We start from the raw sequence: 19,863 nt of genomic DNA, 5'->3' as shown, positions 1-19,863 counted from the left end.
AACAAACCAAGAAACTTCGGCTATCTCTGATTCGTCGCCGATTCGTTCCGGCTTTGAGCGGAACGTTAACGGCGAGAGCTGAAAACACCCTCGAAATGATTAAAGCGCGTTAGGAAACATCAATAATTTCATAACGTTGTGCGAAGCAGATTGGCCGGCCACGACCATTCACCGGCAAAGGTTAACCGCAATGCTCGCTTGGATGCCGCTTGCATAAATCGGGCCAGTTTCCGTGATTCAGCATGTGGTGAGATTCGCCGAAAGAAAACCCAGATGTAGCCGTGAACAAACCCTGAATCAGCGCGAGTCAGTGATTCGTCGCTGATTCGTTCCAGACTCGTTCCAACTGTTAATCGGGAACAGATTTGAGGCTCGAACGAACCAATCGGCCTGCCCTCGGCATATTCCGCTTTCGCTTCGTGCCCGAAATCCCTATGTGTCGCCTGTCATACGCGGCCAATATGGGCGCGCTCCCGACAATGCGAGGCAGAGAGCCTTATTTCCAGGCCGATGAACATCTATCCGAAACACACTGAACCGCTGATCCTGTCGGGTCGAGACGTGACGGCCGTGCTCGGCCCGACCAACACCGGCAAGACCCACCTCGCCATCGAACGCATGGTGGCGCACGAAAGCGGCGTCATCGGCCTGCCGCTCAGGCTGCTTGCCCGCGAGGTCTATGCGCGCGTCTGCGAGAAGGTCGGCGCCCATAAGGTTGCGCTCATCACCGGCGAGGAAAAGATCCAGCCGGCTGGCGCGAAATACTCGGTCTGCACCGTGGAAGCGATGCCGCGCGAGACCGACGCCGCCTTCGTTGCCATCGACGAGGTCCAGCTCGCCGGCGATCTCGAACGCGGCCACATCTTCACCGATCGCATCCTGCATCTGCGCGGCCGGCAGGAGACGCTGCTGCTGGGCGCGGCCACCATGCACGGCATCCTGCAGCGCCTGCTGCGGGGCGTGTCGGTGGTGACCCGACCACGCCTGTCGCATCTTGCCTATGCCGGCTCGAAGAAGCTGACCCGCCTGCCGCGGCGCACCGCGATCGTCGCCTTCTCGGCCGACGAGGTCTACGCCATTGCCGAGCTGATCCGCCGTCAGCAGGGCGGTGCCGCCGTCGTGCTCGGCGCACTCAGCCCGCGCACCCGCAACGCCCAGGTGGCGCTGTTCCAGTCGGGCGACGTCGACTACCTCGTCGCCACCGACGCCATCGGCATGGGCCTCAACCTCGACCTCGACCACGTCGCCTTCGCCCAGAATCGCAAATTCGACGGCTACCAGTACCGCAACCTGACGGCGGCCGAGCTCGGCCAGATTGCCGGCCGCGCCGGCCGGCATCTGCGCGACGGCACCTTCGGCGTCACCGGCCAGGTCGATCCGCTGGATGATGAACTGGTCAACAAGATCGAGGCGCATGATTTCGATCCGGTGAAAGTGCTGCAGTGGCGTACCGCGCATTTCGATTTCGCCAGCCTCGATGCGCTGAAGCGCTCGATCGAGACCAACGCCCCGGTAGAAGGCCTGACTCGCGCACTGCCGGCAGTAGACGCGCAGGCGCTCGAGCATCTGTCGCGCGACGACGACGTCCGGGCACTCACCACCGATGCCAGGCGCGTGGCGCTGCTTTGGGAAGCCTGCGCGCTGCCCGACTACAGGAAGATCGCGCCGGCCCAGCATGCCGACTTGATCGCCTCCATCTACATGGACCTTGCCAGGCATGGCCATGTCGACGAGAACTACATGGCCGAGCAGGTGCGCCGTGCCGACACAACCGAAGGCGACATCGACACGCTGTCGCACAGGATTGCCCAGATCCGCACATGGACCTTCGTTTCCAACCGGCCCGGCTGGCTGGCCGATCGGGCACACTGGCAGGAAAAGACGCGCGAAATCGAAGACAGATTGTCGGATGCGCTGCATGAGCGGTTGACGAAACGTTTTGTAGACCGCAGGACTTCCGTCCTCATGCGGCGCCTTAGAGAAAACACGATGCCTGAAGCCGAAATCAGCCCAACCGGAACCGTCCTCGTCGAAGGCCATCACGTCGGCGAGTTGCAGGGTTTCCGCTTCACCGCCGACCAGAGCGCCGGCGGCGAGGATGCCAAGGCGGTGCGGGCGGCGGCGCAGAAGGCGCTTGCCGCCGAGTTCGAAGCGCGGGCCGAGCGTTTCGGCGCCTCTGCCAATGGCGACATTGCGCTGGGTTCGGATGGCACGCTGCGCTGGATCGGCGCCCCGATCGGCACGTTGGTTGCCGGCGAAGACGCTTTGAAGCCGCGTCTCGTTCTGCTCGCCGACGAGCAACTCACCGGCCCGGCACGCGACAAGGTTGCGGCGCGCGCCGAGCGCTTCGTCAATTTCCAGATCGAATCCCTGCTGAAGCCGCTGGTCGATCTCAAGAATGCCGAGCAGATCACCGGTATCGGCCGCGGCATTGCTTTCCAGCTCGTCGAGCATTTCGGCCTCATCAACCGTCGCGACATCGCCGACGAGATGAAATCCCTCGACCAGGAAGGCCGCGCGGCGCTTCGCCGTCTCGGCGTGCGCTTCGGCGCCTACCATGTCTTCGTCCCGGCGCTGATCAAGCCGGCGCCGGCCGGGCTGATAACGCTGCTGTGGGCGCTGAGGAACGACGGCAAGGACAAGCCCGGCTTCGGCGATGTCGTTCACGCACTGGCCTCCGGCCGCACCTCGGTGGTCATCGATCCGACCTTCGACAAGACCTTCTACAAGCTTGCCGGCTACCGCAATCTTGGCCGGCGTGCTGTACGCGTCGATATTCTCGAACGGCTGGCCGACCTGATCCGGCCGGCGACCAACTGGAAGCCGGGCCTCGGCCCTCGCCCCGACGGCGCCTATGACGGTCAGTCCTTCATGGTGACGCCGCCGATGATGTCGATCCTCGGCGCCACCGCCGACGACATGGAAGAGATCCTGAAGGGTCTCGGCTATCGCGCCGATGCCAAACCGGCGGCCGAGGTCAAGGCGCGGCTCGAAGCACAGGACAATGCCGCGCGTGAAGCTGCCGCTGCAAAGCAGGCGGCGGAAGAGGCTGCGCGAGTCGAGCAGGCGAGGATGGCGGAAGCATCTGCCGCGGCAGAGCCGCCGGCGGAGGCTTCGGAACCTGTGTCGGATGCGGCTCCTGTTGCGGAGGCGGCGGCCGAAGCTGTGACCGAAGCGACGGCAGAGCCTGTCGCGGAAGCTCCAGCCCCTGAAGCTGCGGCAGAAGTCACGCAAGAGACCCGGCCCGCCGCGGAGGCGACTGCTGAAGCGCCTGCGGAACCAGCGGCCGAGCCAAGGGCGGAACTTGGGGCGGAAACTGAGGCTGCGGCATCGGCAGAACCGCCGGTTTCCGACACTACGGAAGCATCGCCGGCCGAACCTGCAGCGACGGCGGAAGCCGTCTCCGGCGAAGCTGCTCCAGAAGCGGAGGAGCCAAAACCTGTCCTGTTATGGCGGCAGGGTCGTTTCGACCAGCGCCCGCGTCATCGCCAGCATGACAACCGCCCCCGGGACAATCATCGGGACAATCGCGCGCGCAATGGTCAAGCTGGGCCGGACAGCCGCAGCGATGCGCCGGCAGATGCCGGCGGGCAACCGGCGCCGGGCGACCGGCCCGCCCGTCAGGGGCGCCACGACCAGCGCGACGGCGCCGGCAAGCCGCGCTTCGATCGCAGCAAGTTCAAGCCCAGGCCGCAAGGCGAGGCGGCAGAACAGCGCGCCGGCAAGCCGCAAGGTGAACGCCCGGACCGGCGCGAAAACCGGCCCGACTGGAAGGCTGGCCGACAGGACGGCAAAGGCGGCGCCCAAGGCGCAAAGCCCGCCTTCCAGCCAAAGCCGCGTGAGGAACGCCCGGTCCGCTTCGATCCGGACTCGCCCTTCGCCAAGCTCGCCGCGTTGCGCGACCAGCTGAAGAAGTAGGCTGCTCGTCCAATGGTCACTGATGCCCGCCAGCGCATCGACAAGTGGCTGTTCTTCTCGCGCGCGGTAAAATCGCGCACGCTGGCAGCCAAGCTGGTCGTCGCCGGACGCGTCCGCATCAATCGCGACAAAGCAGCGCAGGCCTCCGATACGGTCCGGCCGGGCGACGTTTTGACCATCACGCTGGAGCGGCGGATCTTCGTCTGGAAAGTCCTTGGCACCGGCGTACGGCGTGGCCCGGCCGAAGAGGCCCGCCTGCTCTACGAGGACATGTCGCCGCCCCCCGCGCCCAAGGGCGAGGCGCTTCCGGATGCGGTGCCGCCGTTGCGCGAGGCCGGCAGCGGTCGCCCGACGAAGAAGGAACGCCGCCAGACCGACCACCTGCTCGGCGACGATTGAGCAAGGTCGAACGCCCGCTTTGCCGGCCTTCCGGAATTTCATTCCGGAAACCGCGGCACCGCTGGCAGGGGCCGCCCTTGCCACCAGCGGACAAAGGCGTTACCTCACCAAAAAAGCCCAATAAAATGGGACGTCCCGGAGCCGACCAATGACCTATGTCGTGACCGACAATTGCATAAAATGCAAATACATGGACTGCATCGAGGTCTGTCCGGTCGACTGCTTCTACGAAGGTGAGAACATGCTCGTCATCCACCCGGACGAGTGCATCGATTGCGGCGTCTGTGAACCGGAATGCCCGGCCGACGCGATCAAGCCCGACACCGAGTCGGGCCTCGACAAATGGCTGCAGATCAACACCGAATATGCCGACAAATGGCCCAACATCACCGCCAAGAAGGAGCCGCCGGCCGACGCTAAAAATTTCGATGGCGAAACTGGCAAGTTCGAGAAATATTTCTCCGCCGAGCCCGGCGAAGGCGACTGACGAGCCTGCCGGCTGCGGCGGCCTGACGCCGCGTAACAGACGTGATACATTAACTGCCTTGACAGGCGGCGACGGCGCGTGGCCTTCGCGCGTGCAGCAAAACCTTGATTCTTCCGACTTTTTGTGTTATATCAACCAAACATGCCGGTGACACAACGTCGATTTATGGCGCAAACGCCCCAAATCACTGAAAGGTGAATTTCTCAATCCGGACCAGAGCGATCTGGGGCAGGCGGTCGCAATGTTGCGATTTGCCGGTCCTGGCCTTTCCGGTGAGTTCATCGTTGTGTGGCTAAGGACCGGTCACCCCGGTCGCACGAGTTCGGGCCGGCACGATGCCGGTACCACAACAAGGAGTTCAGGGCGTAATGGCAACGATCACCCCGCAGAAGAAGTCCACCGCAGCGCGCCACGGTTTCAAGACCGGCGAGTACATCGTCTATCCGGCGCATGGTGTCGGCCAGATCGTCTCGATCGATGAGCAGGAAGTCGCGGGCCACAAGCTGGAGCTGTTCGTCATCGACTTCCAGAAGGACAAGATGCGCCTCAAGGTGCCGGTCGCCAAGGCGACCTCGATCGGCATGCGCAAGCTGTCGGAAGAGGATTATGTCGAGCGCGCGCTGAAGGTCGTGCAGGGCCGCGCCCGCGTCAAGCGCACCATGTGGTCACGCCGCGCCCAGGAATATGATGCCAAGATCAACTCCGGCGATCTGATCTCGATCTCGGAAGTGGTGCGCGACCTTTACCGCGCCGATAACCAGCCGGAGCAGTCCTATTCCGAGCGCCAGCTCTACGAGGCGGCGCTCGATCGCATGGCCCGCGAGATCGCGGCCGTCAACCGCATGTCGGAGACCGAAGCGGTGCGCCTCATCGAGGTGAACCTCAACAAGGGCCCGAAGCGCGGCGCCAAGGCCGACAACGAGGAAGCCGAGCAGGAAGAAGCCGCCTGAGCTTTTTTGCTTTCGAATTCAGAAAAACCCGGCCTTGCGCCGGGTTTTTTTTGTCTTAGCTGACCGGCGACGGGCATATCTAACCTTCGCCGCCCTCCCTTTCCGCCTCGTGCTTCAGCGTGGCAATGAACCGCTTGGTCCGCTGGCGTTCCGGGTTGCTGAACAGCACCGCGGCCGGGCCTTGCTCGACGATGTTGCCGGCATCGAGGAACACCACTTCCCGCGCGATCTTGGAGGCGAGCCGCAGATCATGCGTCGCCATCACCATGGTCGTGCCCTCGCTGGCGAGCTTGCCGAGCACGTCGACCACCTCCTGCGCCAGTTCCGGATCGAGTGCAGAGGTCGGCTCGTCGCAGAGCAGGACTTTCGGCGAAGGCGCCAGAGCCCGGCCAATCGCCACGCGCTGCTGCTGGCCACCTGACAGCGTCGCCGGCCAGGCATCGGCCTTGTGCGCCATGCCGACCTTTTCGAGCAGGGCCAGCGCCCGTTCGCGCGCCCTCTCCTCGGGCCATTTCAGCACCGTCACCAGCCCCTCCATGATGTTCTCGATCGCAGTGCGATGCGGAAACAACTGGAAATTCTGGAACACCATGCCGGTCTGCAGCCGCAGTCGCTGGATATCCCTGGTCGAGACCCTGCCGCCGGGGTGGAATTCGAGTGCATCGTCGCCGATCCGTACCGTGCCTGAAGTCGGCAGCTCGAGCAGGTTGATGCAGCGCAAAAGCGTGCTCTTCCCTCCGCCCGACGGCCCGACAAGCGCCGTGACGCTGCCTTCCTCGATGGTGACGGTCACGCCCTTCAGCACCAAATTGTCGCCGAAACGCTTTTCGATGTTGGTGAGGCCGATCATGCGCGCGCCTCCAGGAAGCCGCCATAACGGTTGAGCCGCGTTTCCAGCCGCGCCTGCAAGGCCGACAGCACGGAGCTCATGGCCAGATAGAGGGCCGCTGCCTCGACATAGAGGATCAGCGGCTCATAGGTGGTGGCGACGATGCGCTGCGCTGCCTGGAACATCTCCGGCACGGTGATGGCGGCGGCGAGCGAAGTGTCCTTGACCAGCGAGATGAAGGTGTTGGACAGCGGCGGCACGGCGACGCGCCCCGCCTGTGGAAGAATGGTGCGCCGCATTGCCTGGGCCCAGGTCATGCCGATCGAATAGGCCGCTTCCCACTGGCCCTTGGGCACCGAACCGATGACGGCGCGGATGATTTCCGACGAATAAGCACCGATGTTCAAGGTGAAGCCGATCAGTGCTGCCGGAAAGGCGTCGAGCAGGATGCCGACCGATGGCAGGCCGTAGAAGATAAGGAACAGTTGCACGAGAAGCGGCGTGCCGCGGAAGATCCAGACGTAGAAGCGGACCACGGCGACCAGCGGTTTGGGACCGAACAGCCGGACAAGCGCCACAACCAGGCCTAGGACAAGACCGAATGCAAACGACAGCAGCGTCAACGGCACGGTGAAGATCAGTGCAGCCCACAGCAGCGTAGGCAGGGATTCCAGCATCAATTGCAGCCAGTGCGGCACGAAGGCTCCTCCTTGCCAGATTGCCGTCGCTCATATCACGCGAAAGCGGCGGGCCGTCAAAAGACAGCTCGCCGCGATATGAACGACGCGGGCCGGCGTTCGGCCCACACGAGAAAGCCGTTTTACTTCGAAACGTCCTGGCCGAAATAGGTGTCGGCGATTTTCTGGTAGGTGCCGTCGGCCTTGATGTCGGCCAGCGCCTTATTGATGGCGGCCACCAGTTCCGGATCGCCCTTGCGTACGATGACGCCGGAATAGTCGGCGTTTTCTTCCTGCGCGGCAATCTTCACATTGGCGTCGGGCTTGTGCTTCTTGAAGTCGAGGAAGGACAGGCTGTCGTTGATGGTGGCGTCGGCGCGGCCGGTAAGAAGCAGCTGGATCGACTGGTCGAAGCCGTCGGTGCCGACGAGCTCGGCGCCGTTGGTTTCAGCCAGCTTGCCGAAATTCGAGGTCAACGACTGCGCCGCCTTCTTGCCCTTGAGATCGGCGAAACCCTTGATGTCGGTGTTGTCGCCGCGCACGATCAGCACCGCCTTGGAGGCGATGTAAGGATCGGAGAAATCATATTTGGCCTTGCGCGCCTCGGTGATGCCGACCTCGTTGATGACGGCATCGTAGCGGTTGGCATCGAGACCGGCGATCAGCCCGTCCCATTTGCCTTCGAGGAACTGGGCTTTGACGCCGAGGCGCTCGGCGATGGCCCGCGCGATCTCGACGTCGAAGCCAACCAGCGCGCCGGAAGCATCATGATAGGTGAAGGGCGCATAGGTTCCTTCCGTGCCGACCTTGAAGACGCCGGACTGCTTGATCTGGTCGAGATTGGCGCCGGCGTGACCGGCGGCGATGGCCAGAACCTGCAGCGTTCCGGCGATGATGAGCGATTTGAGCCATTTCATTTTTCTGTGATCCCGTCCTCGGCCGATGTCCGGCGTCATTGCGAGTGCCGGAAAATGACAGATGCGCGATGCCAGAATAAGAAACTAAATTTCAAAAATCTCGCGCCCTTGAAATCCAATTCTCAACCAGCATCTCCGGGCGCCATCCGGCTGAGTCAAGGCCGGTGGCGAATCGCCTGGAACAGCGCAATCGACATGACAGTCCGGGGGAACATTCCCCCGCATGGCACGTTCTTCGCTGTTGTAGGGCGCGGCGCCGCCATTTCAACCATCGGCGCCAACTCACGATTCGATCGCACCGCAACGCCTGGAGCAGGAGCGCGGCATGATGGAAGACAGTGCAGGACGGACCATGGTTCGCGCGGCGATGAAAGCCCCTTATCTGGAACGTGACGAAGAGCATCTCCTGGCGCTGCGCTGGAAGGAAAACAATGACCAGCACGCGCTGCACCGCATCACCGTCGCGCATATGCGGTTGGTCATTTCCATGGCGTCGCGGTTTCGCCACTACGGCCTTCCGCTGGGCGACCTGATCCAGGAAGGCCATGTCGGGCTGCTGGAGGCAGCGGCCCGTTTCGAGCCCGAGCGCGAGGTCCGGTTCTCGACCTACGCGACTTGGTGGATTCGCGCCTCGATGCAGGACTATATCCTGCGCAACTGGTCGATCGTGCGCGGCGGCACTAGCTCGGCGCAAAAGGCGCTGTTCTTCAACCTGCGGCGTCTGCGCGCCCGCCTGGCAAACGGCGCCGAGCAGATGTCGAATGCCACGCTCTACCGCGAAGTGTCGGCGGCTCTCGGGGTATCGGAGGCCGATGTGGCGATGATGGATTCCCGCCTTTCGGCGCCGGACAGCTCGCTCAACACGCCGCTAGCCGACGATGCGGGCGCAACCGAGCGGATGGAGTTCCTGGTTTCGGATGACCCGCTGCCCGATGAGGTCGTCGGCGATACGATCGACGTCGAACGCCGCTCGGTGTGGCTGAAGACGGCACTCGGCGCTCTCAATGCGCGCGAGCTCAGGATTATCGAGGAGCGCCGGCTGAGCGACGAGGGCGCGACGCTCGAAGCGCTCGGCGAGACGCTCGGCATCTCCAAGGAACGTGTCCGCCAGATCGAGGCGCGCGCCATGGAAAAGCTCAAGGCGGCGCTGGTAAAGCAGAACCCGGAATTTCTCGCAGCCTGAATTGCGTCGGCTGCTATTTGTCGGTGACGATCTTGACCTTGTCGCCGGCCGAAACCGCGGCACCCGGCGACAGCGCGTTGAGCACCCTGAACAAATCCAGCTTGCGGTCGACGCCGACCATCTGTGCGGCCAGGGAGCCCATTGTCTGGCCGGGCTGCACCGTGACGATGCGGATACGCAGTGGCTTCAACGCCGCCTTCTCGGCAGCACTCAGGATGCGGAACGAGCCGCTGACCGAGCGCGCCACCGTGCTCAGCGAGGTGCTGGCCGACGGTGCCGCGGTCAGCAAGCGGTAGACCTGGCCGCCGGCGCGGATCACCGCAATGTCGAATTGCCAGCCGTCGGCGCCGGCATGCGCGGTTGCCGCTTCGTTGCCGTTGATCGTCTCCTGGCGCACGCTGCTGTCGTCGAGGCCGGCAACCCAGCCGCTGCGGATGTAGTCGGTCAGCGAGCGGTTCTTGTCGATCGAAACGCCGTCGAAGCGGATCGCCATGTCGCCCGGGCCGGTCGCCGTCACCGCCGCCGCCGAATTGTCGATGACGAAGCCGTTGGGCACCGAGAACGACACGCCGAGGCCAGGGTGCAGGAAGGTTTCGCCGCGCACATAGCCTTCCTCCGGCGTGTCGCCGTAAAGTAGCCCGTCTACGCCGGCAAGAAATGAATCGCGGTCGCGCGACCCGACACCGGGCGCGCCGAACTGGCGGGCGTGGCGCTGCGCGAGGTCGATACGCTGCGGCGTGTTGGGGTGCGTCGCCAGGAAGTCGAGGCTGGCGTCGGTGGCGCCGCTGATCGAGCGGAAATCGGTATAGGCCGACATCGACTGCAGGAAGCGGCCGGCGGCGTAGGGATCGAAACCGGCTTCGCCGATCGACTTGATGCCGATGGCGTCGGCCTCCAGCTCCTGATTGCGCGAGAACTGGGCCAGCCTCAGCTTGCCGCGGATCAGCGCCGCCTTGGCCGTCGGGTTGTCGCCGAGCACATCCGAAACGACCTTGGTCGCCAACCCCTCCTCGGCTTCCAGCTGCTGGCGCTGCAGGCCGTGGTTGGCCGTAACGTGGCCCATCTCATGCGCGATGACGGCGGCAAGCTCGGCGGAATCGTTGGCCAGCGCCAGCAGCCCGCGGGTGATGTAGAGATAGCCGCCCGGCAGCGCGAAGGCATTGACGTTGGGCGAGTTGAGGATGGTGATGCGGTAGGTCTGGGTTGGGTTGGCCGACACCACGGTCAGTCTGCCGACGATCTTGGCCACCATGCGCTCGAGCTTGGGGTCGGAATACTCGCCGCCATAGGTGGCGAGGATGCGCGGGTGCTGCGCCTTCGCCAGTTGAGCGAGCTTGCCGTTGGCGGCGACATTGTCGACCGTGATCGGCTTGTCGGAGGGCTGGAAGCCCGATTCCTGCACGTCGGGAGGCGTGAACATCTGGCAGCTTGCCAGCGCCACGGCAAGACCGGCCAGCGCCAGAAAGCGCGCCAGCGGTTTCACCCTCCGATTGTCGATGCCGGTCGGCAGATCGGCGTCCTTTCAAGTCCTGGCACGTGACCGCGAAAATCGGGCGCGATTTCCGGAAAGCATCACGCGCAAAATCAAGTGCTACGGCGTCCTTCGTGCGTCCGACAGATACGAGGCAGCAAGGGCAAATCACGGTCTAGGCCGGACCAGCTCCTGGCGGACCTAGCCACACTACCTCGACCATGGCAAGCAAGCGCCGCTTCGCCTTCCGCCGGTTTGACCATAAATTATGTCCGCTTCCGGGCAACATCTCGTGATCCAGCCGCAAAGGGACCCGAGCCGATATAGCGTCGGAATGCCTCCGGTCCAGCCCCGACGAAAAAATCGGCCGCGGTGCCCGTCGCGGCAACCGTGCCACCATCCAGGAAAACCATGTTTTGGCCGATACGGCGCGCATCGTCCGGCTGGTGCGTGACGAATAGCACCGTCATGCGCTGCTCCGAATGGACGTCGGCCACCAGGTCGAGCATGTCGTCGCGCAGTGCCGGTCCGAGCGAAGCGAACGGCTCGTCGAGCAACAGCACCGGCCGGTCGCGCACCAGGACGCGGGCGAGCGCGACGCGCTGCCGCTCGCCGCCCGAGAGTTCGCGCGGCAGCCGGCTTTCCTTGCCGGCAAGGCCGACGCGCTTCAGCGCTGCGGCGATTGCGGCGCGGTCAGCCTCGCTCAGCCTGAGCGAAGGCGAGCGGCCGAGCCCGACATTCTGCTCGAGGGAAAGATGGGCAAACAGGTTGTTTTCCTGGAACACCATCGATACCGGCCGCGCTGATGGCGGCGCAGTGCTGACGTCGGCGCCGCCGATCAGCACGCGGCCCGACCGCGGCGTCTCGAAGCCGGCCACCAGATTGAGCAGCGTCGACTTTCCCGAACCGCTCGGCCCCATAATGGCGGTGATTTCCGACGCCGGGAAATCGACATCGAATATAAGCGGCGTTTCACCATAGCTGAACGAGACATTATCGAGTCGTACGGCCGCGCCTTTTTCCACCGAAATGGACCGTTCCGGGCTGGTCGGCATCATGATTTCTCGCCCCTTCCCAGCCAGTCCGCGGCCAACACCAGCGCCAGGCAGACAAGGCCGAGCAGCAGCGCCAGGCCGGCGGCATCCTCAGTGCGGTAACTGCCCATGCGCGCCAGCAGCAGATAGGGCAAGGTCTGCACGGAATCGCTGCCGAACAGCGCAATGACGCCGAGATCGCCAAGCGACAGCGCCATGGCGAAAGCGAAGCCGGTGGCGAGCGGCCGCCGCAGCGACGGCCAGTCGACCAGCCGCAACCGGTTCCAGCCCGAGATACCAAGCTGTGCGCAGAGCCGTTCGTGGCGTTCGCTCGACGCGTCATAGGCAGGGCGGATGGCGCGGATGGCGAACGGCATCGCCATCACCGCATTGACCGCAACGACCATGACAGGGGCGATCGCAAAGACATCGCTGACGGTGCGCAAGAGCAGGAACCAGCCGGCGCCGATGACGATGGGCGGCACCACCAGGACGAACCCCGCACCGGTGTCGGCCAGATGTTCGAGCAGTGTCCGCCGGCCTGTCCGCCGGGTGAGCGCCAGCGCCCGGCGCGCCATGACCAGCGACAGCGACAACGCCACAGAGAGCAGCGCCGATAGGAGGGAGAGCACGGCACTGGTCGCCGTCGCTTGCCGCACCGCGCTCTCGCCGGCCAGGCGGCCGAGATCGGCGCCAAGCCCGGCTGCCAACGTGGCCGCCATCGGCCCGGCGACAAACAGCAGTGCCAGCCCGATCGCCAATGCGTTCAGCACGGTCTCGGCCGCACCGGCTGAAAAATACCGGCGCGGCGCCACCGGCAGATTGGCATCCCCTACCATATTGGCGCCGAGCCGCGTCAAGGCCAGCACGACGACGAAGGTCAGGGCAATCTGCAGCAGGGTCAGCGTCACAGCCCGCGCCGGGTCGAAGTCGAAACGCAGCGCCTGGTAGATGGCAACCTCGAGCGTCGTCGCGCTGGGTCCGCCGCCGAGCGTAAGCACGATGGTGAAGGAGGTGATGCACAGCATGAAAACGAGCCCTGCAACGCCGGGCAAGGCCGCACGCAGCGGCGGCCATTCGATCAGCCGGAAGGCCGGCGCAGCGCCCATGCCAAGCTGGCTCGCCAGCCGCCATTGGTCGGCCGGCACGGTCTGCAACGCCTCCAGGAACAGCCGCGTCGCCAGCGGCAGGTTGAAGAAGACATGGGCGACGAGTATGCCCGACAGGCCATAGATGCCGGGCCAGCTCTGGCCGCCTAGCGCGCCCAGCGTGCCGGCAAAATAGCCGGCGCGGCCATAGAGCGCCAAGACACCGAGTGCGGCAACAATGGCCGGCAGCGCCAGCGGCACGGCGAAAAGCTGGAGGATGAAGCCTCGCCCGAAAAAACGTGGATGCCGCGACAGGGCACGCGCGACGAACAGCGCCGGTGCAACGGAGAGCAGGGTCGACAGCAGAGCCTGCCAGAGCGTGAAACGGACGACGCGCAAGAGATAGGAATCGAAAGCGGAGGCGGCGCCGGACAGGTCGCGTGTGGCTTCGACGACGAGCCCGGCGAATGCACCGCCGATCAGCAGCGCGATGGCGGCGAGCGCGACGATGCCGGCAGTGACGCGGGGATCGGCCGGATGACGCGTACGCATGTCGCGCTACCCGACACTACGACAGGTGTTGATCGAAGGAAATACCTGACAATGGCCGAGCCCACCCCTCTCTGGCCTGCCGGCCATCTCCCCCTCAAGGGGGGAGATTGCGCACTCAGCCGCCTTCGCCAATCTCACAAGTGGCAGGATGAGGAGAGGCGACAAAGCTGCCGATCTCCCCCCTTGAGGGGGAGATGGCCGGCAGGCCAGAGGGGGGTGGCTTGGCGCAAACATCCGACGAGGCTTGAGCCCTACTTGCTCATCACCGCCAGCCACTCGTCGACCCAGGCCTTGCGATTTGCGGCGACGTCTTCCGGGCTGAACAGCAAGGTCTTGGTCGGCTTGACCAGCTTATCGAACGCCGGGTTGAGCGGCTTGTCGGTTTTGCCGGCCGGGAACATCCAGTTGGTTTCGGGAATGACATCCTGGAACTTCGGTCCGGTCATGAAGGCAATGAACTTTTCTGCCAGCGGGTTCTTCGCACCCTTGGTGGTGATCCCCGCAACCTCGATCTGCAGATATTCGCCCTCCTCGAAGGACGCCGCCTGGTAGCGCTCGGTGTTTTCGGCGACCATGTGGTAGGCCGGCGAGGTGGTGTAGGACAGCACCATCGGCGCCTCGCCCTTGGTGAACAGGCCGTAGGCCTCGCTCCAGCCCGGCGTTACCGTCAGCACCTTCGCCTTGAGTTTGGCCCAGGCTTCCGGCGCCTTGTCGCCGTAGACCGACTTGACCCACAGCAGCAGGCCAAGGCCCGGCGTCGAGGTGCGCGGATCCTGGATGACGATCTTCTCTCCGGCATCGCCCTCGACCAATTCCCTGAGGCTCTTCGGCGGGCTCTTCAGTTTTTCGGTATCGTAGACGACGGCGAAATAGCCATAGTCGAACGGCACGAAAATATCGTCGCTCCAGCCGCCCGGCACACTGACGCCCGACACGGCGCCGTGCGGCGAAAACAGGCCGGTTGCCTTGGCGTCGGCGGTTACGTTGGTATCGAGGCCAAGTACGATATCGGCCTTGGTCGCGGCGCCTTCCAGCTTCACACGATTGAGCAGCGCCACGCCGTCGGCGACCGAGACGAATTCGACGACGCAACTGCATTCGGCCTCGAAGGCCTTCTTCACCGCCGGTCCCGGACCCCAATCGGCGGTGAAGCTTTCATAGGTATAGACCGTCAGTCTATCCTGTGCCGATGCCTGCCCTGGCAGGGCGAGCGCGGATGCCGCAAGCAGGACAATTGAGACAAGAGAGTGGAAAAAACTGCGCATCGGCGCCTCCTTCGTTCGCGTTGAAAGGAATTGAGGCGTCGGGCTGTCCGAAACGTCTAATCCCTCCGCCGGTACAAACCGGATCAGGTTCAGCGGGTTGGCAGTCTTGCCTCTCAGCCGGTCCGCGAAGATCGCGTCCGGCACCCCGTTAGAGCGTTTCGACACATAGGCCCGGCCGAAGTGCTGCGCAAGCGGAAGTTTGCCGGGCATCCAAAGCCCAGCCTTCCGTTTCGTCTGCCGTTTCATCTTCCGTTTCCGGGGCAGGGCTGGTAAGGGCCACGAGATATGAGCACATTCACCATCCTGCTTGGCGGCGATCTCATCCGCACGCCGCTGCTCGACCGCCAGGTCGAAGGCTCGCGCGTCATCGCCGCCGATGCCGGCATCGGCCATGCCCGCATGCTGGGCCTGAGGCCGGAACTCTGGGTCGGCGATTTCGATTCGGTGCCTGCCGAGTTGCCGGAGGATCTGGCCGCCGTGCCACGGCAGGTGTTTCCCGCCGAAAAAGACAAGACCGACGGTGAACTCGCTATCGCCGCCGCACTCGAACGTGGTGCGACCAGCCTTGTGCTCGCAGGCGCCTTCGGCGGCAAACGTACCGACCACATCTTCCTGCATCTGGCGCTAAGCGTCCGGCTGGCGGAAGGCGGAACGGAAGTGCTTTTGACCAGCGGCGCACAGGAAGGCATTCCTTTGCTGCCTGGAAAGACTGGCTTCGACTATGTCGACGGCACGCTGTTTTCGGTGCTCGGCTTTTCGGATCTCGCCGGCCTGACAGTCACCGGCGCCAAATGGCCGCTCGACCATGTCGAGGTTGCGTTCGGCTCGTCGCTGACCATTTCCAACGAGGTCAGGGGCCGGTTGGAAATCGCGCTGGCCAGCGGCCGCGCGCTGCTGCTCGCGCATCCCTACCCTCTTCCGGAAAGCTGAGCCCAGAAAGCTGACATGGCGCCGCCGCTTCTCAATCTCGACGGGATAAAGCTGACATTTGGCGGCACGCCGCTGCTCGACGGTGCCGCCCTGACGGCCTCAGTTGGTGACAAGATCGCCCTGGTCGGCCGCAACGGCTCTGGCAAGTCGACGCTCCTCAAGATAGCCGCCGGGCTGATCGAACCGCAGGACGGCGAAGTCTTCCGCCAGCCTTCGGCGACCGTGCGCTACTTGCCGCAAATGCCCGACATGGACGGCTTTGCGACTGTCCGCGCCTATGTCGAGGCGGGGCTCGGGCCGGCCGACGATCCCTACCGCGCCACCTATCTGATGGAGCATCTCGGCCTGACCGGCGAGGAACGGCCGAACGACCTCTCCGGCGGCGAGGCGCGGCGCGCCGCCCTCGCCCGCGTCATGGCGCCGGAGCCCGACATTCTCCTCCTCGATGAGCCGACCAATCATCTTGACCTTTCGGTCATCGAATGGCTGGAGGAGGAGCTTGCCCGCACCTCCTCGGCACTGGTCGTCATCTCGCATGACCGCCGTTTTCTCGAGCGCGTGTCACGCGCCACAATCTGGCTCGACCGCGGCCAGACCCGCCGTCTCGACAAGGGCTTTGGCTATTTCGAGGAATGGCGCGACACGGTGCTGGAGGAGGAAGAGCGCGAGCAGCACAAGCTCGGTCGCCAGATCGTGCGCGAGGAGCACTGGCTGCGCTATGGCGTGACGGCAAGGCGCAAGCGCAACATGCGCCGGCTCGGTGAATTGCAGACCATGCGCCAGCGCTTTCGTGGTCATCGCGGCGCCGAGGGTGCGGCGACGATGACAGCCAGCGACGCCGCCGAATCCGGCAAACTGGTGATCGAAGCCAAGAACATCGAGAAGAGCTTTGGCGATCTGACCGTGGTCAAGGGATTCTCGACCCGCATCCAGCGCGGCGATCGCGTCGGCCTGGTCGGGCCGAACGGCGCCGGCAAGACGACGCTGTTGAAGATGCTGACCGGCGAATTGAAGCCGGACGCAGGCACGGTGCGGCTCGGCACCAATCTGGAGATCGCCACGCTCGACCAGAAGCGCGAAGCCGTCGACCCGCAGGAGACACTGGCGCAGTATCTGACCGACGGGCGCGGCGAGAACCTCGTCATCAATGGCGAGCAGCGCCACGTCGTCTCTTACATGAAAGACTTCCTGTTCAAGCCGGAACAGGCGCGCACGCCGGTGCGCGAGCTTTCGGGCGGCGAGCGGGCACGGCTGATTCTCGCACGCGTTTTGGCGCGGCCGGCAAACCTGCTTGTGCTCGACGAGCCGACCAACGATCTCGACATGGAGACGCTGGAGCTGCTGCAGGAACTGGTCGCCGGTTTTGCCGGCACGGTGATCCTGGTCAGCCACGATCGCGATTTCCTCGACCGCACCGTGACCAGCATCATCGCGCCGGATGGTGACGGCCGCTGGATCGAATATGCCGGCGGCTATTCCGACATGCTTGGGCAGCGCGGCGGCACCAGGCTGGACGACCGCAGGGCGCGGCCAAAAGCAGAAGCCGGTGAAGCGACGGCGGCAAGCAGGAACGAAGCGGCCGCACCGAAGGGCCCGGCCAAGAAACTGTCGTTCAAGCAGAAATTCGCGCTGGAAACCTTACCCAAGAAGATCGAGGCGGTGTCGGCCTCGATCTCGCGGCTGGAGAACAACATCGCCGATCCGGCCTATTACGAGCGCGACCCGGCCTCGTTCCAGAAGACGATTGCCGCGCTCGACAAGGAGCGCGTCACACTGGCAGCGCTCGAGGAGGAATGGCTGGAACTCGAGATGCTAAGGGAAGAGATGGAGGGATGAGAGGTTGCGTGCACGCTCATATGCGCCTACATTATGCGCATAAATGGGAGCGGCTGTATGCTTCAATCGAAGCCAAAAACCCAAAGAAAGTCGGTTAATACATCGATCGACTCCCGATTGATCGAGGATGCCAAGGCGTTGGGCATCAATATATCCCGCGCTGCGGAAGAGGGCATCGCCAAGGCGATTTCGGCCGAAAAAAACCGCCGGTGGCAGGAGGAAAACAAGGAAGCGATCGACAGTTCGAATGACTATGTCAGGCGCAACGGCTTGCCTCTGGCCAAGCACCGGCTGTTTTGATGGCACGTTATGATTTCTACCAGAGTGCCGAAGGCGACGGTTACCTTCTCGATGTCCAATCCGACCTTCTGGGACGGCTCGACACGAAGGTCGTCGTCCCGCTGATGCCAGCCAACAAGGCCCCAGTGCCGGGCCGCCGGCTAAACCCTATCTTCACCATCAACGGTAAGGACCATGTCATGGTCACTCAATTCATGTCAGCCTTGATGACCTCTGAATTGCCCGTTGCCGAAGGAAATCTTTCTCGCCATCACGACGACATCGTGAGCGCGCTCGACATGCTGTTCCAAGGCTTCTGAGCCAGAGAGGCGTTGGGCTGGTGAGCCGGCCTCACCCCGCCGTCTTTGTCTGCCAGGCCTTTAGCGCCTCGTCGAACACCTTCTCGCCTGGAATGCCCTTTTCCATGGTGAGCAGCGCCCGCCGCCCGGTCTTGTAGACGACCGGCACATCGATCCAGTCCTGACCTCTGAGCAAGGTCAGATTGGCGTCTTCATCCGCCTTGGTATCGTTGAGCGCAACCAGGAAGAAACCGTCGGCGATCTTGGCCGGGATGCCGATCAGCGGGCTTCCGGCATCCTGCTCGGAGCCCTTCATGGCGACACGCAGGATGTTGTCGACGCCGCCGCCCTCGAAGCCGTCAGGCGTCAGGAAGATCATCTCGATAATATGGCTGGCCGGCAGCGTCTGGTCGGTGTTGCGACGGATCGTCATGCGCAACTGGATATCCTTGCCTGGAATGGTCGCCTCGGCGCGGATCGCCGGCTCGGGCGGCAGGTCGCCGCCGGGCGATTCCTGCACCAGCGACCAGACGATGTTGCCGGGCTCGGCCGAGCCTTGAGCGGTGCTGGTGCGCTCCTCGTAGAAGATCGCCTTCTGGCCGACGGCCAACGTGGCTTGCGGCGGAACTGCCGTTGGTGCCGCTGCCGGTGCGGGCGGCGGGGCGGCCGCTGCAGGCGCTGCTGCCCCGTTGGCGGGCGGCGTTGCGGGAGTTGGTGCAGCGGACCCATCGACTGCTGGAGCATCGGCCGTGGCTTGCGTGTCGGCGGGTGCGGCCGGTGCCGGCGCGGCGGGTGCCGGGGTGGTCGGCGCTTGTGCGGCCGATGGCGGCGTGGTCAGTGCGGCGACGGATTCGCCTTCGCCGATGCCCGCCTGCCCGGCCGCGGGGCCGGGATCGACTTCGTGGCCCTCGGGCGTCAGGCGCTGCGTGAACTTCGCGCCCTCGCCGGCCTCCGTCGGAGGCGCGGCGGCCGGTACCGCCGCATCGGCCTCCGGCTTGGCCGGGGCTGGTTTTACCAGCGGTTCGGTGGCGACGGCTTTGGTCGAGTCGAGGCCGAGCATGCTGCCGAACGCATCCTTGTTCAGCCAGATGCCATAGCCACCACCGGCAATGACGAGCAAGGCAATGGCGGCGGCGATAACACCGCCATAGCTGCGCCTGCGCTCGGCAGGATGGAGCCGCTGGAACCTGTCCTCCGCGGGGCCGCCGTCGTTGGAAAAGTCGTCGCCCCGAAAAACGCCGTCTTGGCCGTCAGCCGTCGGAAGATCCATATCGGACGGCGGCGGACCAGCGCGCTCCTGAGAAAGAGCGACGGGCTGCGGCTTTTGCCAGTTCGGCGCCGCCTTGGCGGGCGTGGGCTGCCAGGCCGGCCCGGTCTTTGCCGGCTCGGTCTTGGCCGGCTGCCATGCCGGCTCCGTCTTTGCTGGCTGTCGGATATGGCTGGACTGGTTCTTGTTGCGGTCGATGGAGGAGAAGATGTCCTCCAGTTCCGCCAGCGGGTCGGGTGGCGGCGCAGGCTTGGCATAGTCCCGCTCGACTTTGGCGATGGCGTCTTCCAGTGCACGCATCTGCCGGTCGACATCGGAAGGCGTCATCGTGGCCTTCTCTGCGAGTTGTTTCGCGATTGACGAACGGGCCCTGTCATAGACCCTGGCGCGCACTTCCGCCGACGGCTCACCGAGTTTATCGAGCGCCTTTTTCAGAATAGGAACAAAATCTACCATACGTCAGTCGACCTGCATTTGTTTCT

Annotated in this window: 17 protein-coding genes and 1 riboswitch; of the genes, 9 read left to right on the top strand and 8 right to left on the bottom strand. The window is 64.3% G+C overall.

Going from position 1 to position 19,863, the window contains the following annotated elements; genetic code table 11:
• Positions 1-510: 510 nt before the first annotated feature.
• The 4 genes from NKJ32_RS01345 to NKJ32_RS01330 all read left to right on the top strand — a co-directional run bounded on the left by NKJ32_RS01345 (position 511) and on the right by NKJ32_RS01330 (position 5,754).
• Complete coding sequence (locus NKJ32_RS01345) at positions 511-3,918, top strand: helicase-related protein (protein WP_352621504.1); 3,408 nt, start codon at positions 511-513, stop codon at positions 3,916-3,918.
• Between the two features lie 12 nt (positions 3,919-3,930).
• Positions 3,931-4,317 carry an RNA-binding S4 domain-containing protein gene (locus tag NKJ32_RS01340; protein WP_023680553.1) on the top strand — a complete coding sequence of 129 codons (387 nt, stop codon included), beginning with the start codon at positions 3,931-3,933 and terminating at the stop codon, positions 4,315-4,317.
• A gap of 148 nt (positions 4,318-4,465) precedes the next feature.
• Positions 4,466-4,804: a ferredoxin FdxA gene (gene fdxA / locus NKJ32_RS01335; RefSeq protein ID WP_023680554.1), complete on the top strand. Its 339-nt coding sequence runs from the start codon at positions 4,466-4,468 to the stop codon at positions 4,802-4,804.
• Positions 4,805-5,172: 368 nt separating this feature from the next.
• On the top strand, positions 5,173-5,754 hold the full coding sequence (locus tag NKJ32_RS01330) for a CarD family transcriptional regulator (RefSeq protein WP_006327799.1): 582 nt from the start codon (positions 5,173-5,175) through the stop codon (positions 5,752-5,754).
• 79 nt (positions 5,755-5,833) lie between these two features.
• Here the strand turns inward: NKJ32_RS01330 and NKJ32_RS01325 are convergent, their stop codons facing one another.
• The 3 genes from NKJ32_RS01325 to NKJ32_RS01315 all read right to left on the bottom strand — a co-directional run bounded on the left by NKJ32_RS01325 (position 5,834) and on the right by NKJ32_RS01315 (position 8,177).
• On the bottom strand, positions 5,834-6,604 hold the full coding sequence (locus NKJ32_RS01325) for an amino acid ABC transporter ATP-binding protein (protein WP_352621501.1): 771 nt from the start codon (positions 6,602-6,604) through the stop codon (positions 5,834-5,836).
• A complete protein-coding gene (locus tag NKJ32_RS01320) occupies positions 6,601-7,281 on the bottom strand; it encodes an ABC transporter permease subunit (protein WP_023680556.1) in 681 nt (226 codons plus the stop codon). The genes NKJ32_RS01325 and NKJ32_RS01320 overlap by 4 nt, the downstream gene beginning before the upstream one ends.
• A gap of 122 nt (positions 7,282-7,403) precedes the next feature.
• Positions 7,404-8,177 carry an amino acid ABC transporter substrate-binding protein gene (locus tag NKJ32_RS01315; protein WP_023721021.1) on the bottom strand — a complete coding sequence of 258 codons (774 nt, stop codon included), beginning with the start codon at positions 8,175-8,177 and terminating at the stop codon, positions 7,404-7,406.
• Between the two features lie 325 nt (positions 8,178-8,502).
• On the opposite strand from NKJ32_RS01315, the gene NKJ32_RS01310 reads away from it, so the two are divergent.
• Positions 8,503-9,360: an RNA polymerase factor sigma-32 gene (locus tag NKJ32_RS01310; RefSeq protein ID WP_023680558.1), complete on the top strand. Its 858-nt coding sequence runs from the start codon at positions 8,503-8,505 to the stop codon at positions 9,358-9,360.
• 13 nt (positions 9,361-9,373) lie between these two features.
• Here NKJ32_RS01310 and NKJ32_RS01305 read toward each other — a convergent pair whose 3' ends face one another.
• The 4 genes from NKJ32_RS01305 to thiB form a co-directional block, all read right to left on the bottom strand.
• A complete protein-coding gene (locus NKJ32_RS01305; RefSeq protein ID WP_023680559.1) occupies positions 9,374-10,843 on the bottom strand; it encodes a M48 family metalloprotease in 1,470 nt (489 codons plus the stop codon).
• Between the two features lie 254 nt (positions 10,844-11,097).
• Positions 11,098-11,889: a thiamine ABC transporter ATP-binding protein gene (gene thiQ / locus NKJ32_RS01300; RefSeq protein WP_352569612.1), complete on the bottom strand. Its 792-nt coding sequence runs from the start codon at positions 11,887-11,889 to the stop codon at positions 11,098-11,100.
• Positions 11,886-13,505: a thiamine/thiamine pyrophosphate ABC transporter permease gene (thiP, locus tag NKJ32_RS01295; protein WP_352569610.1), complete on the bottom strand. Its 1,620-nt coding sequence runs from the start codon at positions 13,503-13,505 to the stop codon at positions 11,886-11,888. The genes thiQ and thiP overlap by 4 nt, the downstream gene beginning before the upstream one ends.
• A 251-nt stretch (positions 13,506-13,756) precedes the next feature.
• On the bottom strand, positions 13,757-14,770 hold the full coding sequence (gene thiB, locus NKJ32_RS01290; protein WP_352569609.1) for a thiamine ABC transporter substrate binding subunit: 1,014 nt from the start codon (positions 14,768-14,770) through the stop codon (positions 13,757-13,759).
• A gap of 43 nt (positions 14,771-14,813) precedes the next feature.
• A riboswitch (TPP riboswitch) is annotated at positions 14,814-14,928 on the bottom strand.
• Positions 14,929-15,055: 127 nt separating this feature from the next.
• Here thiB and NKJ32_RS01285 point away from each other — a divergent pair.
• Genes NKJ32_RS01285 through NKJ32_RS01270 form a run of 4 tightly spaced genes read left to right on the top strand, consistent with a single transcriptional unit; the run spans position 15,056 to position 18,135 of the window.
• Positions 15,056-15,700 (top strand): thiamine diphosphokinase, encoded by a 645-nt coding sequence (locus NKJ32_RS01285; RefSeq protein WP_352569608.1) that lies wholly within the window; start codon positions 15,056-15,058, stop codon positions 15,698-15,700.
• Between the two features lie 15 nt (positions 15,701-15,715).
• Entirely contained in the window at positions 15,716-17,536 is a 1,821-nt protein-coding gene (locus NKJ32_RS01280) for an ABC-F family ATP-binding cassette domain-containing protein (RefSeq protein ID WP_352569607.1), read from the top strand.
• A 57-nt stretch (positions 17,537-17,593) separates the two neighbouring features.
• Entirely contained in the window at positions 17,594-17,836 is a 243-nt protein-coding gene (locus NKJ32_RS01275; protein WP_352569606.1) for a type II toxin-antitoxin system CcdA family antitoxin, read from the top strand.
• Positions 17,836-18,135: a CcdB family protein gene (locus NKJ32_RS01270; protein WP_352569605.1), complete on the top strand. Its 300-nt coding sequence runs from the start codon at positions 17,836-17,838 to the stop codon at positions 18,133-18,135. Before NKJ32_RS01275 ends, NKJ32_RS01270 begins: the two co-directional genes overlap by 1 nt.
• A 31-nt stretch (positions 18,136-18,166) precedes the next feature.
• Here NKJ32_RS01270 and NKJ32_RS01265 read toward each other — a convergent pair whose 3' ends face one another.
• Positions 18,167-19,837 carry a hypothetical protein gene (locus tag NKJ32_RS01265; protein WP_352754648.1) on the bottom strand — a complete coding sequence of 557 codons (1,671 nt, stop codon included), beginning with the start codon at positions 19,835-19,837 and terminating at the stop codon, positions 18,167-18,169.
• Between the last annotated feature and the right edge of the window lie 26 nt (positions 19,838-19,863).

This window comes from Mesorhizobium sp. M0159 (assembly GCF_040322295.1).
In the GTDB taxonomy this organism is placed as follows: Bacteria; Pseudomonadota; Alphaproteobacteria; order Rhizobiales; family Rhizobiaceae; genus Mesorhizobium.
Note: the sequence above shows the minus strand (reverse complement) of the source record. Positions and strands in the feature narration are given on the sequence as shown.

Excerpts from the sequence above, each read along its gene's own strand:
- NKJ32_RS01345 (WP_352621504.1), top strand. The coding sequence starts at position 511 with ATGAACATCTATCCGAAACACACTGAACCGCTGATCCTGTCGGGTCGA.
- NKJ32_RS01340 (WP_023680553.1), top strand. The coding sequence starts at position 3,931 with ATGGTCACTGATGCCCGCCAGCGCATCGACAAGTGGCTGTTCTTCTCG.
- fdxA (WP_023680554.1), top strand. The coding sequence starts at position 4,466 with ATGACCTATGTCGTGACCGACAATTGCATAAAATGCAAATACATGGAC.
- NKJ32_RS01330 (WP_006327799.1), top strand. The coding sequence starts at position 5,173 with ATGGCAACGATCACCCCGCAGAAGAAGTCCACCGCAGCGCGCCACGGT.
- NKJ32_RS01325 (WP_352621501.1), bottom strand. The coding sequence starts at position 6,604 with ATGATCGGCCTCACCAACATCGAAAAGCGTTTCGGCGACAATTTGGTG.
- NKJ32_RS01315 (WP_023721021.1), bottom strand. The coding sequence starts at position 8,177 with ATGAAATGGCTCAAATCGCTCATCATCGCCGGAACGCTGCAGGTTCTG.
- NKJ32_RS01310 (WP_023680558.1), top strand. The coding sequence starts at position 8,503 with ATGATGGAAGACAGTGCAGGACGGACCATGGTTCGCGCGGCGATGAAA.
- thiQ (WP_352569612.1), bottom strand. The coding sequence starts at position 11,889 with ATGATGCCGACCAGCCCGGAACGGTCCATTTCGGTGGAAAAAGGCGCG.
- thiP (WP_352569610.1), bottom strand. The coding sequence starts at position 13,505 with ATGCGTACGCGTCATCCGGCCGATCCCCGCGTCACTGCCGGCATCGTC.
- thiB (WP_352569609.1), bottom strand. The coding sequence starts at position 14,770 with ATGCGCAGTTTTTTCCACTCTCTTGTCTCAATTGTCCTGCTTGCGGCA.
- NKJ32_RS01285 (WP_352569608.1), top strand. The coding sequence starts at position 15,056 with ATGAGCACATTCACCATCCTGCTTGGCGGCGATCTCATCCGCACGCCG.
- NKJ32_RS01280 (WP_352569607.1), top strand. The coding sequence starts at position 15,716 with ATGGCGCCGCCGCTTCTCAATCTCGACGGGATAAAGCTGACATTTGGC.
- NKJ32_RS01275 (WP_352569606.1), top strand. The coding sequence starts at position 17,594 with ATGCTTCAATCGAAGCCAAAAACCCAAAGAAAGTCGGTTAATACATCG.
- NKJ32_RS01270 (WP_352569605.1), top strand. The coding sequence starts at position 17,836 with ATGGCACGTTATGATTTCTACCAGAGTGCCGAAGGCGACGGTTACCTT.
- NKJ32_RS01265 (WP_352754648.1), bottom strand. The coding sequence starts at position 19,837 with ATGGTAGATTTTGTTCCTATTCTGAAAAAGGCGCTCGATAAACTCGGT.